Genomic DNA, 13,638 nt, shown 5'->3' on the forward strand with positions numbered 1-13,638 from the left:
GAGGTGAAACCGGCAGCTTTTGATTATCTTCGTCCCTCCAATGTGGAGGAGGCGTGTCAACTGTTATTGGAGTACGGGGAGGAAGGAAAGCTGATCGCTGGCGGACAAAGTTTGCTTCCGATTCTCAACATGCGGCTATCCACTCCTGAGTTCCTCATTGACATTAGCGGATTGCAAGAATTGAAGTACATCCACTCGGAAGGGGATTGGCTGAACATCGGGGCATTGACACGGCAGCGAGATGTAGAGAGATCGGCCTTGGTGAAGGAAGCGGCACCGCTCCTGTCGGAGGCACTGCCGTACATCGGGCACATGCAGACACGCAATCGCGGGACGTTCGGCGGCAGCCTGGTCCATGCCGACCCGACCGCTGAGATTCCCTTGTCACTTTTGGCATTGAACGCGTCGGTCGTCGTTCAAAGCGCAGAGGGGGCCAGGGAGGTCGAGCTGAACGATTTTTTCATCACGTATTTGACGACGGACATCATGCCTGGAGAGATTTTGCGGGAAGTGAAGATTCCTGTGGGGTCGATTCCCATGGGCTACTCGTTCCAAGAGTACAGCAGAAAACACGGAGATTTCGCGCTGGTGGCGGCAGCATGCGTATTGGATACCGACGAACAAAATCGGATCACGGGGGTCAGACTCACGCTGGGCGGAGTAGATGCTGTTCCGGTGCTCGCAGCGGATGCAGCGGACTTGCTCATCGGTGAAAAACTGACAGACACCCTGCTGCAGGAAGCCAGCCGCGCAGCCTCCGCACACGTCGATCCCGAGGGTGACCTGCACGCTTCGCGGGAATACCGCCTCCATCTCGCGCAGGTGTTTGCTGCAAAGGTAATGGAAACCGCATACAACCGCGCAGTAGCAAAGGGGGGGACAGCGTGATCAAGGTAAATCGGAACGAATGGTTCAACCTCCGTATGCAAGTAAACGGCAAGCGCTATGAGGAGCGTGTCGAACCGCGGAAGCTGCTGAGCGACTTTTTGCGGGAGGATTGCGGCCTGACTGGGACTCACGTCGGCTGCGAGCATGGCGTCTGTGGCGCATGTACGGTGCTGGTGGACGGCAGCGCCGTCCGCAGCTGCCTGATGTTTGCCATTCAGGCGGAGGGAGCGGAAATCACGACGGTGGAGGGACTCGCCCAAGGCGGCATACCTCATCCTCTGCAAGATGCGTTTTCCGAGTGCCATGCCCTGCAATGCGGTTTTTGTACACCGGGAATTCTGATGTCCTCTGTGGAGTTTTTGGAGACCCATTCCAATCCAGGTACAGAAGAGATCAAAGACATGCTCTCGGGTCATTTGTGCAGGTGCACGGGGTACAAGGGAATTGTAGAAGCTGTGCAGAGAGTGGTACACAGACAGAAGGAAGGTGAAGAAGCGAGTGGATCTGGGGACGCTGTTTCAATTTGCAGTCGAACGACACCCGCAGTTTGAAGCATTGGTGCAGGGCGACAAACGCCTCACGTACGAAGAGCTGAATCAGGAGGTGGACCGGGCGGCATCTGGTCTGCAGGCTCTCGGTATCAAACGGCGCGACCGCGTGGTACTCGTCCTGAAAAATCGGATGGAAATGGTCATCCTGTACTGGGCCATCCAAAAAATCGGTGCCGTGTTCACGCCGATCAATTTCCGGCTGACGTCGGAAGAGATTGAATATTGCGTCAATGATGCCCAGGCGAAAGCAGTCATCTATGAACCGGTCAGCGAAAGTGCTGTCCTGCAGGCAGTAGGCGGGGTGCAAACGCTGAAGATCGCCGTGCTGGGGGCGAGGGGGGCGGATGTCAGCTACGAAGACTTGCTGACCAAAGGCAGCGGCGAGGTGAAGCTGGAGGCAGGGAATGGCGATGACTACTGCCTGATGCTGTACACGTCGGGAACGACGGGGAAGCCCAAGGGCGTGCCTCGCACTCATCGCAATGAGTACAGCGCGGCGGTAGCGCACATCATTCAAAATCATTACTCCGTCCAGGAAAGCACGATTGGCGTCATGCCCTTGTACCACACGATGGGCATGCGTTCCCTCCTCTCGATCGCCTTCCTGAACGGAAAGCTGGTCATGACACCCGATTACGATGCTCGACTGGTCCTCGAGCATCTGGACAAAGAAAAGATCACGTGTGTCTATCTGGTGCCTACCATTTTTCATGATCTAGTATACCATTCCGATTTTGCCAAGTATAACCTGTCTGCGTTAAAAAAGTTGGGCTACGCAGGCGCCGCCATGACGAAGGCGTTGACCGAGGAGATCATCGCCAAGCTTCAGCCGGTGGTTTTCGTCAACCACTACGGTTCGTCGGAGGTGTATACCTTCTCCATCTGCAATTATTTGGATCGCAAGCCAGGTTGTGCAGGCAAGCCTGGATTCCACCAGCGGCTTCGTGTCGTGGTGGCGGATCCGGAGGGCGGCTCTGGGCCTGACGATGTCTTGCCACCCGGTGTTCCCGGAGAAATCATTGTCGACCTGCGCTCTCAGGAAGCCTTTCAAGGTTACTGGAATCGTCCCGACGCCACAGGCAAGGCACTTCGTGAGGGCTGGTATTTTACCGGTGACATGGGCGCGATAGATGAAGATGGGGATTTGTATGTCTTGGGGCGCGTGGACGACATGATCATCTCCGGGGGAGAAAACATCCATCCACTGGAAGTGGAAGATGTCATCGCCAAGCATCCAAAGGTAGCGGAGGTCGCCGTCGTCGGCTTGCCGGATGTACGGTGGGGGGAAATTGTGACAGCGTTTGTCGTGCCCAAGGACCCCCGATTGACGCAGGAGGAGCTGGACGAATACTGCAAGCAATGCAGCTTCCTGTCCAACTTCAAGCGTCCCAGAAAGTACGTGCTAGTCGAATCCATTCCGAAGAGTCCGGTGGGAAAAATCCTGCGGCGGATGCTGCGGGATGGCCAATATGAAGCAGGATTGACAAAAAAGGAGAGTGTATCGTAATGGACAAACACACACAAGCAGGCGCAACGCTTAACCAATGGGATCATCTTCGCGTTGAAAAGAACCTTGAGAAGAAAACGGCGACGATCGTTCTGGACCGCCCGGAAAAAATGAATACGCTCAGCTTTATCGCCCGTTCGCAGCTGAATCAGATTTTCCAGCAGCTGAATGAGGATGATGAGGTCCGCATCATCATCTTGAAAGGCGAAGGAAATCAAGCGTTCTCCTCTGGCGGAACCATCGCGCAGTTCATGGAACGCCATCCGGAAGAGCTTTCGGTCCTCCACAAGAATGTGGCTGCCCCCGAGCGTTCGTCGAAGCCGGTGATCGCCCAGCTGCAAGGCTATACCTTCGGGGTGGGCTTGGAGATTGCGATGTCCTGCGACTTTAGGATCGCTTCGGACACCACCTTGCTGGCGCTGCCGGAAGTCAAGCTGGGGATGATCCCTGGAAGCGGCGGGACGCAACGCATCGCCAGAATCGCCGGTTTGGGCCGCGCCAAGGATATGATCATGCGCGGACGCCGGATTCCTGCGGCCGAGGCGTATCAATGGGGGCTGTTGACGACGGTCGTTCCTCAGGAAAATCTGGATCAGGCAGTGGCTGACCTGGTCGATGAGCTGCTGGAATATTCGCCGCTAGCCCTTCGTGTTCTCAAACAAGTATTGAACGCTTCGCAGGAAGGACCGCTCAGCGCAGGGCTGGAAATCGAGGGATACGCGTACGGCATGCTGCGGAGCACCCATGATTTCCGCGAAGGCGTCGATGCCTTTAATGAAAAACGCAAGCCCAACTTTATTGGCGAGTAAAGCCTCATGAAATAGCCCGGGGAGTCCCCGGGCTGCAATAGGCTCGCATATATCTGAATATTTCGTGAGTTATTTCAAAAAGACGTTCTTGGAGGTATGAATATGTCCATGGTGAACGATACGAGCGCGCCTACACTGACGCGCCCGCCAAAGGTCGAAGTGAGCCGTCGCCAGATGATCAATGCGTCACTGGCCTCACTCTTGGGCTGGTCACTAGATTTGTTTGATTTGTTTGTCCTGCTGTACGTTGCTCCCGTGATTGGTCAGCTCTTTTTTCCGGCCGATCTTCCTACGCTCTCATTGGCCGCCGTCTATGCTTCCTTTGCCGTCACACTCTTGATGAGACCCATAGGCTCAGCGCTGTTCGGTTCCTATGCAGACCGGCTCGGGCGAAAGCGGGCGATGATTTTTGCGGTTACAGGTGTCGGGATCTCCACCGCCTTGTTCGGTGCTTTGCCGACCGTACAGCAGGTAGGCGTGACAGCAGCCGTCTTGTTTCTCATCCTGAGACTGATTCAGGGAATATTCGTCGGTGGTGTCGTGGCGTCTACACATACGATCGGCACGGAGTCAGTCCCTCCGAAATGGCGCGGCTTCATGTCAGGGTTGATTGGTGGCGGAGGTGCCGGCTTGGGCGCCTTGCTCGCTTCGATTGTGTACTTTATCGTTTCGGAAGCGTTTCCAGGTGAAGCCTTCAACGAGTGGGGCTGGCGGTTCATGTTTTTTGCGGGAATTCTAAGCTCCATCCTGGGGCTGTTCGTCTTCAAATCACTGGAGGAGTCCCCGCTGTGGTTACAGGCGAAACAAAAGCAAGCCAGTGAGGCGAAACCCGAGGCCTCTCCCGTAAAAACGATCTTCTCCCAATATTTATCCGTCCTGCTCGTGAATCTGCTCCTCGTGATCGGCGGGGGCACCGCTTATTATCTCACCTCTGGATACTTGCCTACCTTCCTCAAAGTAATCAACAAAATCCCCAGTGGTACAGCATCGCTGATTCTCATGGGCGCAAGTGTAACCGCTATCATTTCCGCTGTCTTGTTTGGTTACCTGAGCGATGTCATCGGCAGGAAGAAGACATTCATCATCATTGGCATCATCAACCTGATCGTCCTTCCGGTACTGTATCTTGGCCTGGGGAGCGCAACGACGATTCCAATGATTACTGGTTACGCATTTGCCCTCGCCTTTTTGGGAAATGCTGCATATGCACCGATCCTGATATTCCTCAATGAACGCTTCCCGACATCCATTCGCTCGAGCGGAACAGGACTTTCCTGGAACATAGGTTTTGCTGTGGGAGGGATGATGCCCACGTTTGTCACCCTGGCCAGTGGCGCTACGGAAAACATCCCGTTTTCGCTGATGTACTTTTCGATCGGAGTCTTTGTCCTGTATGTGATTGGTAGCTTCATCGTTCCGGAAACGAAAGGGAAGTTCGAGTAGCACCCGAGCCAAAGAGAGGGAAGGTGGATAGAGACGATGGCGTACGTGACGGAGCAAAAACCTGCAGATTACTGCAATTATGTAGGGGGAGAATGGACGAAATCATCCTCTGGCGAAACGCTGCCATCCTATAATCCGGCAACTGGGGAATGGGTCGGCACCGCGCAAAATTCCTCAGTATCCGACGTGGAACAGGCGATCGACAGGGCTTACGATGTTTTCCAAAAAAGCGATTGGGGCTATAACCCGAAACGGCGCTATGAAGCATTGCTCGGCTTCGCACAAAAAATCGAGGAGAACCTGGAGCGGCTGGCCACGGTTTTGACCCGCGAGCAAGGGAAAACCATCAAGGAATCGCGGCAGGAGTTGGCTGGATGCGTGGATACCCTGAAGTATTTCGCGGGTGCGGCCAGGACGGTATTCGGTCGCTCCGTCCAGCTTGAACCGGGCAATTTTGGCGTGATTGCCAAGGAGCCAATCGGCGTGGTGGGGATCATCTCCCCATGGAACTGGCCCGCGCTTCTGATGATTCGCGAGCTTGCGCCAGCTCTGGCAGCGGGAAACGCGGTGATCGTAAAGCCGGCCAGCCTGACTCCGGTCATTTCTGTCGAGCTGTTCAAACTGATCGCGGAAGTGCCGCAGTTCACCAAAGGCATCGTCAGCATCATCACGGGTCCAGGGCGCTCGATCGGGGCAGCCATGGGTGTCAGCAAAAAAATCGACATGATCAGCTTTACTGGAGATACCTCGACAGGCAAGACGATCATGGAGCTGGCTACGAGCAATATCAAGAAGCTGGCACTGGAGCTAGGGGGCAAATCTCCCAATGTGCTGTTTGCGGACGCCAATTTAGACAAGGCGATCCCACTCATCGGCCGATCCATTTTCATCTCCGCCGGACAAATCTGCATGGCCGGCTCGCGGCTGCTGGTACACGAAGCTGTCAAAGACGAGGTATTGGCCCGCTTGAAGCAGTACGCCGAGAATCTTTGCGTCGGCAACGGGCTGCTAGAGTCTACCGACATGGGGCCTGTGATTAATCAGGATCAACTGGAGCTGGTTACCGAGTATTGTGAAATTGGCAAGCGCGAGGGGAAAATGATTACCGGCGGACATCGTTTGAGCGGGGGAGAATTTGATCGAGGAACGTTTTTTGCGCCAACGATCATCGATGAGCTTTCGCCAAGCTGCCGCGTAGTGCGCGAGGAGATTTTCGGTCCTGTCCTCGCCGTTCAAAGCTTTGCGAACGAAGAGGAAGCACTTGCGATGGCGAATGATACCGATTTCGGATTGTCAGCGGGAGTGTGGACGAACGATCTGAACCGCGCAATGCGCATGTCCAAGGGTATCAAAGCGGGGACGGTATGGATTAATACGTACAACAAAAATTTTCCGGAGGCGGAATTCGGTGGCTACAAACAGAGCGGCCTAGGTCGGACCCGCGGAGTCGACGGGCTGATGGAATACTGTGAAACCAAGCATATCCATTTCGAAGTGGAATGAACCGGCATCGAAAGGAGACTTTGCGATGAATGGAAACCAAGTCGTGCAGGGAGCTGATTTTTCCTTTCACCTGCCGACCGCGATTGAATTCGGCTTAGGAAAAGCAACCCGTCTCGGAGAAATCCTATTGCCGCTGGGCGTGAAAAAAGTGTTCATCGTTACCGACAAAGGCGTCGTTTCCGCTGGTTTGCTAGAAGGCGTGACGTTCTCCTTACAGCATCAGGGGATCGGCTACGACATTTATGCGGAGGTGGAGTCTGATCCGAGTCTTGAAACGATTGATAGGGGTGCCGAATATTTTCTGAAGCAACCGTACGATTGTGTGGTGGCCATAGGAGGCGGCAGTCCGATTGATACGGCAAAGGGAATCCGAGTCGTGGCCACAAATGGTGGAAGCATCGGCCAGTACGCAGGCGTTCACCGGGTGCCGACAGCCTCTCCCATTCCGCTGGTCGCGATTCCAACTACGTCAGGGACGGGCAGCGAGGTGACAATCTTCGGGGTGTATTCGGACTGGCACAATCAAGTGAAAATTACCGTGACCAGCCCTTATATGGCGCCTACCCTGGCCTTGATCGATCCGGCCTTGACGATTGGCCTGCCATCAAAAATGTCAGCGGCCACCGGGATTGATGCCCTCGCGCATGGAATCGAAACGTATTTTTCTCTGGGGTCGAGCCCCGCGTCTGATGCCCTGGCCCTGCAAGCCATGGAAGTGGTGGTTGCGAATCTGCGCAGGGCGGTTCATGACGGCTCTGACATGACAGCGCGAATCGGGATGTCACACGGCAGCTTGCTCGCTGGGATGGCGTTCAACAACGGTTTTTTGGGATTGGCTCATGCGATCGGCAGTGCCCTATCCGGACACTGTCATGTGGCCCACGGTGTCGCCATTGGATTGCTTTTGCCGCACGTCGTAGCGTTCAACACACCAGTGTGTCCGGAGAAAGCGGCAAAGCTCGCCGTGTTGATGGGCGCACAGGAGAAGGCAGCGGAGGCCGTCGCCCAACTCGTTTGGGAGATTGGGCTTCCCACTCGAATGCGCGAAGTAAACGTGAAGGAAGAAAAGCTTGTCGATATCGCAAGGGATTCCTTCAAGAGTGGGATGATGAAATTCAATCCGCGTAAGCCGACCGAACAGGAGGTGCTGGAGCTTTTACAACGCGCGTTTTGATAGCCAAATGAAATCGCAAGGAGGCAGCTGATTATGGGTGAACAGCTGAATCAAAATACGGTTGATGACTTCATTCCCAGCCTTAATCAGACAACGGATGAAGTGGCATGGGATCTGTACCGCAAAGCGATCCGTTTTGGAACATGGGATCCTGCGGCGATTGACCTCGGTCAGGATAAAAAAGACTTTGAAGCGATCGATGACGATTTGAAAGGGTACCTCATCCATTTCTGCACAGGATTTCTCGATGCGGAGGAGAACGTGGCACTGAAATTTTGCCCATGGATCATGCTCGGTTCTTCCACGGAGCAACAGGCATTTCTCAGTACGCAGCTGGTAGAAGAATTCAAGCACACCGAGTTTTTCATGCGCTATTTCCAAGAAGTGTTCGGTAGGGAGCGAATCGTTGGCGTGAAAAATATCGTCCAGCAAAAGCTTGATGATCGCGTGAAAATGATGCTGGCTGCCCTTGAAAAAGGGGAAGAGGAACGCGAGGCCGCATTGGTGGAAGGATTGACCCATTACCAAGGCATCATTGAAGGCGTTCAGGCGATGACAGGATATGATGTGTACGAAGCGGTGTTCGGAAGCAAAGGGCTTTTTCCCGGATTGGCGGAGGGCTTTGCCCGAATCAAAGAAGACGAGGGGCGTCATGTCGGTTTCGGTCTTCGCATGCTGAAGCTGCTTGCCCGTAATCCGGAGCATGCAAAGCGCATTCGCGGACTATACGACGAATACTTACCGTACATTTTGATCCGTTATGATCAGCCGGTCATTGTGGATGGACGGGAGTACCCGACGCCGCCGGAAGTTCAGGGGCGTGAACGGTTGACGAAAATGTTCGAGCGCAGGCTGAAGGATATCTTCGGGAAACCAGTTGCCAGATAAGGGGGGACACCACTCGACATGAGGGCAAAAACGTTGCGGACGTGGCTGGAATATCTTCAATCAACAGACCGGCTTGCTGTCATTGAAAAACAGGTTCATCTGGAGTATGAGATTGCCGCCGTCGCCAAAAAATTGGATGGGAGAAAAGCAGCCTACTTCACTCGGGTGGAGGATTATCGGGTTCCCGTTGTTTCCGGCATTTGCTCGACGAGAGAGCAATTTGCGGAAGCTTTGGAAACGGATCAGTTTGGGTTGATACCCAAATTTACAGATGCCGTCAATTCCCCGCTCCCCTGCAGGCAGGTGCAAAACGGGGAAGCTCCGGTAAAGGAAAACATCGTATTAAAAGAAATAGATCTGATGAGGATGTTTCCGATTCCAGTGCATCATGAGAAAGACTCGGGCAACTACATCACCGCCGGTCTTTTTATCGTGCGCGACCCAGTCACTCGGAAGCAAAATGTGTCCATTCACCGTCTGCAAGTATCGGGGAAGAATCGCCTGGGGGCCTTGCTTCTGCCACGGCACACCTTTCATCTGTACAAACAGGCAGAGGAGGCGGGAAGACCACTTGAATGCGCCATCGTCATCGGCGTGGATCCGGCCACGCTGCTGGCGTCGCAAGCGAGTACGCCGTTCGGTGTGGATGAACTGGAGATAGCCGGTGCCCTGCGCAATGAACCGCTGGAAGTAGTGAGGTGTGAAACGGTCGACATCGATGTTCCTGCTTTTGCGGAGATTGTACTGGAAGGCAGGATACTACCTCATGTCCGGGAGCCGGAAGGGCCGTTCGGTGAATTTCCCAAATACTACGGCCCGAAGAGCGACAAGGAGGTAGTGGAAATCACGGCGGTTACCCACCGCAACAATCCGATATTTTACACGATTGTGCCGGCTGCTTATGAGCATTTGCTGCTGGGCGGGATTCCGCGCGAGGCCAGTCTGTTCCAAACCGTCCGGCAAACGGTTCCGAGTGTGAAGGCTGTCCACATGAGTTCTGGGGGGACCTGCCGTTACCATGCGATCGTCTCGATCAGCAAACGAAACGAGGGGGAGGCGAAAAACGCGATCTTGGCCGCGCTTGCAAACAGTTTCGATATAAAGCATGTGGTTGTCGTCGATGAAGACGTGGATATCTATGACATGGAAGAAGTCGAATGGGCCATCGCCACCCGTTTTCAGGCGGAACGAGACTTGGTCGTCATTCATGGGGCACAGGGATCTAAATTGGACCCTTCTACGAACGAAGGAGTGGGTTCGAAGCTAGGATTTGACTGCACCGTACCCTTAAACAGCGAACCTATGCGGTATCTTCGCATAAGGATTCCTCAGTACGACGAGATCAAATTGGAGGATTACTTGAAATAATGAGGAGGCATCACTCCTAAGTCCTCTATTCGCTCAGGCCTTTTTTTGGAATGACGGTGGGTATTGGGGATTTCAATTTCATTCCTCTACATGGGTCAATTGGGCGCTGGGTAGCCGCAGCCGCCCTATATGCGGCGGGGCGCCCCAGATTGGCCTTTCTGTTTGGGCTGTTTGTCCTCGTGTCACATGGGATGGACTACAGGTTAGCTAAAAAATAGTCGATCGACGAAGAGACCGTCCGGGTAGTGCACCCCGGGCGGTTTTTTCTGTCCGTGCATGGCCTACGCACACAATGGGCATTTGTGCATAGGCTGTTGATAGCTTTTTGTACAGATAGGAATGAATTAAAGAGGTGATGAGGTGATACGCCCGAGAAACCTGCCTGACCTGATCGCGTCGCTCCTGTGCATAGCTTTCGGTTTCATCGTGAGCAGGGAGGCTTATCGGCTGGAGAGCTATGCCGGTTCCGTGTACGTCGGAGATCATACGTTGCCGTTTCTATTGGCAATCGTGTTTGTCGTGCTTGGCGCAGCCCTGCTGTTCCAATCGTTTCGGGCCAAGATCGGAGAGGGAGAAGGCGCAGCCCATGACCCCGAGTCGCTGGCGGGGAACAGGGAAATATCGCGGTTGATCCTTTGCTTTGTCACCCTTTTTCTCTACGTATGGCTGCTGGATTGGTTTGGTTACGTACTGGCTACTCTGCTGGCTTCCTTTGTTTTGTTTCGCCTGATCGGATTCTATCGATGGCTGACTTCTCTCTTCTTTTCCATTCTGCTCACCGGATGCTTGTATGTGGTGTTTATCTATTGGCTGCAAATTACTTTTTCGCGTGGATCTTTTTTTGATTGAAAGGAGGGGAGAACCGTGGATACCATTCAGCTTTTGATGGATGGGTTCTCTTCAGCGCTGTCGCTGGAGAATCTGCTCATGGCTGCGGTGGGTGCCTTGGTAGGAACCTTTGTAGGAGTGCTGCCCGGCCTCGGCCCCACTTCAGCTATCGCGATTTTGCTGCCATTGACCGGGGTACTTGAGCCGACACAGGGCATCATCATGCTAGCGGGCATCTACTACGGAGCGATGTACGGAGGGTCGACGACAGCTATTTTGCTCAATATTCCGGGAGAGATATCATCCGTGCCTACATGTCTGGACGGATATCCGCTGGCAAAGAAAGGGAAAGGTGGCCCAGCCTTGGGGATATCGGCGATCGCCTCATTCGGCGCTGGGGTGCTGGGTGTGATCGGTCTGGTCTTTTTTGCGCCGATTTTGGCAGATCAGGCTTTAAAGTTTGGGCCTCCCGAGTATTTTGCGCTCATGCTGCTCGCCCTCACACTGATGGTCAGCTTGTCAGGAGGTTCTTTAATCAAGTCATTTTTAATGGGGGCATTCGGCTACTCGCTCTCGCTGGTCGGTTTGGGTCCCTCGTCCGGTATGCCCCGATTTGATTATGGCGTCTCACAGCTGATGGGCGGTTTTGATATGATCAGCATCATTATAGGGCTTTTTGCTGTGACGGAAGTATTGAAAGGAATCGAGGAAAGGCGCTCGGGAGCAACCATTGCCAAAACGGGAAGCGTCTATCCAGGCAAAGAAGAGCTGATGAAAAGTGCGGCGCCGATGCTTCGGGGAGGGCTGGTCGGTTTCTTTCTCGGGCTGCTGCCAGGCTGCTCAGCGGCGATTACCGCCTTTCTCGCCTACGATCTAGAAAAAAAGGTATCCAAGCATCCGGAGCGTTTTGGCAACGGTGCGATTGAAGGAGTCGCTGCTCCGGAGGCTGCCAATAACGCAACAAGCAGCGCAGGCTTTATTCCCCTGTTCTCGCTGGGAATCCCCTCTTCACCCCCACTGGCGATCCTGCTTGCGGGCTTGATGATCTATGGTCTCACACCGGGACCTGTGCTGTTCGAGCAGCATGCTCCGTTTGTCTGGACGGTCATCGCTTCCATGTTCGTAGGCAACACCATGCTCCTGATCCTGAATTTGCCCATGGTATGGGTGTGGGTAAAGCTGACACGAGTGCCCTACGGGATTATGGCACCGATCATCCTGATGTTCTGCACGATTGGGGCATACAGCGTGCGAAACAGCCTGTTTGACGTTAGCACCGCTTTTTTGTTTGGGGCACTTGGATACTTATTTCATAAATACAAATGGCCTGTCGTCCCACTCGTCCTGTGCTTTATTTTGGGTCCTCTTCTGGAGGAGTCCTTCATTCAGACGATGGCGATGGGAGCAGGCAACATAGCGATTGTTTGGAGTCGACCGATTTCATTGGTGATTTTGGTTGCGGCCGCCGCGCTGCTGGTGATTTCCATCCTGCTGAACAGAAGGACCAACAAACGGGTAAGGGAAGAGCAGGCGCATGGGATCGATGTCGCAAGCTAGTCAAGTACAGGAGGAGTCAGGGTTGAAAGCATATAAGCAATGGGCAACGGTGATGATGTCTTTTTTGATGGCGGTCTCGATCAGTGCATGTGGCGCAAGGGAAGCTCCCCCTGCTGAACAAAGTGCTCCGAAGCCGGCACCTGCAGCACAAGCTCCTGCAGCACCACCATATCCGACCAAACAAATTGAGTATATCGTGCCTTACTCCGCAGGTGGCGGCGTCGATCTGGTCGCGAGGGCAACAGCAGACTATTTGAGCAAAGAGTGGGGGCAGCCCATCGTTGTAGTGAACAAAGCAGGCGGAGGGGGAGCAGTCGGAGCGGAGTATGCATTGAAGCAGGCAAAGCCGGATGGCTACACAGCGCTGGCGGTCAACGTCTCGAATACGACGATGCTGACGGCTGGGATGGTAAATTCACCGGTGAAAAATGAGGATCAGATTTATGCAGCACGGATTGGGAAAGGAACGCTGGCTTTTGCAGTCAAGGCGGACGCTCCCTGGAAGGATTTCGCCGAGTTTTCCCAATGGGTCAAAGAAAACCCTGAGCAATTGACCTGGACATCGGTTGGGCCAGCAGGATTTTCGGCCTTTGGCGTAGCGGAATGGATGGATACCATCGGCGCTGATTTTTCCAAGTCGAGGATGATTGTGACCAAGGGTGCTTCGGATTCCGTACCAAAAGTGGCAGGAGGACATGCGGTTTTGGCCGTGCATACGATAGGAGAGATCATGCCGATGGTGCAGGCTGGAAAGGTGAAAATTCTCGCGGTATCCGGCACAAAGAGAAGCCCCTTCCTGCCAGATGTTCCTACGGCAGAGGAGCTGGGAATCAAAGGACTGACTGTTTTCTGGTGGACGGGAGTATCGTTTGCCAAAGGAACGCCTGATTACGTCGTGGAAAAATGGCAGGAATCGATTGCCAAGATGGAGCAGGATCCAGAGTTCGCGAAGAAGCTGTCGGAAATCCAGGTGGAAGCCGCCTATGCGAAAAGTGCAGATTTTATCCAGGATGTCAATCAAGAGACGGGGTATTACACCGATCTGGCCACCAAAAAGAACATTCGCAAATAAGATTTTTCCAGAATGAAATAGCCGGGCTGCCGTTCAAATGAATGGCAGCT

The 13,638-nt window shown here is 53.9% G+C and carries 12 protein-coding genes; all 12 read left to right on the top strand.

From position 1 onward, the window contains the following. Positions 1-3 precede the first annotated feature (3 nt). The 12 genes from EDM55_RS24020 (at position 4) to EDM55_RS24075 (ending at position 13,588) form a co-directional block, all read left to right on the top strand. Complete coding sequence (locus tag EDM55_RS24020; RefSeq protein WP_092277140.1) at positions 4-888, top strand: FAD binding domain-containing protein; 885 nt, start codon at positions 4-6, stop codon at positions 886-888. Between the two features lie 35 nt (positions 889-923). Then, positions 924-1,439 carry a (2Fe-2S)-binding protein gene (locus EDM55_RS24025; protein ID WP_092277215.1) on the top strand — a complete coding sequence of 172 codons (516 nt, stop codon included), beginning with the start codon at positions 924-926 and terminating at the stop codon, positions 1,437-1,439. Beyond that, positions 1,387-2,946, top strand: coding sequence for a class I adenylate-forming enzyme family protein (locus EDM55_RS24030; RefSeq protein WP_122961549.1), 1,560 nt, complete (start codon positions 1,387-1,389; stop codon positions 2,944-2,946). Before EDM55_RS24025 ends, EDM55_RS24030 begins: the two co-directional genes overlap by 53 nt. Continuing rightward, a complete protein-coding gene (locus EDM55_RS24035) occupies positions 2,946-3,755 on the top strand; it encodes an enoyl-CoA hydratase/isomerase family protein (protein WP_092277145.1) in 810 nt (269 codons plus the stop codon). Before EDM55_RS24030 ends, EDM55_RS24035 begins: the two co-directional genes overlap by 1 nt. Positions 3,756-3,857: 102 nt before the next feature. Next, positions 3,858-5,198 carry an MFS transporter gene (locus EDM55_RS24040; RefSeq protein ID WP_246071070.1) on the top strand — a complete coding sequence of 447 codons (1,341 nt, stop codon included), beginning with the start codon at positions 3,858-3,860 and terminating at the stop codon, positions 5,196-5,198. Between the two features lie 36 nt (positions 5,199-5,234). After that, positions 5,235-6,701, top strand: a complete 1,467-nt coding sequence (locus EDM55_RS24045) for an aldehyde dehydrogenase family protein (RefSeq protein ID WP_092277152.1) — start codon at positions 5,235-5,237, stop codon at positions 6,699-6,701. Between the two features lie 25 nt (positions 6,702-6,726). Next, entirely contained in the window at positions 6,727-7,875 is a 1,149-nt protein-coding gene (locus tag EDM55_RS24050) for an iron-containing alcohol dehydrogenase family protein (RefSeq protein WP_122961550.1), read from the top strand. Between the two features lie 33 nt (positions 7,876-7,908). Continuing rightward, positions 7,909-8,763: a R2-like ligand-binding oxidase gene (locus EDM55_RS24055; protein WP_092277158.1), complete on the top strand. Its 855-nt coding sequence runs from the start codon at positions 7,909-7,911 to the stop codon at positions 8,761-8,763. 18 nt (positions 8,764-8,781) lie between these two features. Next, positions 8,782-10,131 (top strand): UbiD family decarboxylase, encoded by a 1,350-nt coding sequence (locus EDM55_RS24060; RefSeq protein WP_092277161.1) that lies wholly within the window; start codon positions 8,782-8,784, stop codon positions 10,129-10,131. A gap of 360 nt (positions 10,132-10,491) precedes the next feature. Further along, entirely contained in the window at positions 10,492-10,980 is a 489-nt protein-coding gene (locus tag EDM55_RS24065; RefSeq protein ID WP_092277165.1) for a tripartite tricarboxylate transporter TctB family protein, read from the top strand. A 36-nt stretch (positions 10,981-11,016) separates the two neighbouring features. After that, on the top strand, positions 11,017-12,516 hold the full coding sequence (locus EDM55_RS24070; RefSeq protein ID WP_122961559.1) for a tripartite tricarboxylate transporter permease: 1,500 nt from the start codon (positions 11,017-11,019) through the stop codon (positions 12,514-12,516). Between the two features lie 52 nt (positions 12,517-12,568). Next, entirely contained in the window at positions 12,569-13,588 is a 1,020-nt protein-coding gene (locus EDM55_RS24075) for a tripartite tricarboxylate transporter substrate binding protein (RefSeq protein ID WP_246071071.1), read from the top strand. The last annotated feature ends 50 nt before the right edge of the window (positions 13,589-13,638 follow it).

Origin of the sequence: Brevibacillus centrosporus, from assembly GCF_003710815.1 — a bacterium.
Taxonomy (GTDB): Bacteria; Bacillota; Bacilli; order Brevibacillales; family Brevibacillaceae; genus Brevibacillus; species Brevibacillus centrosporus.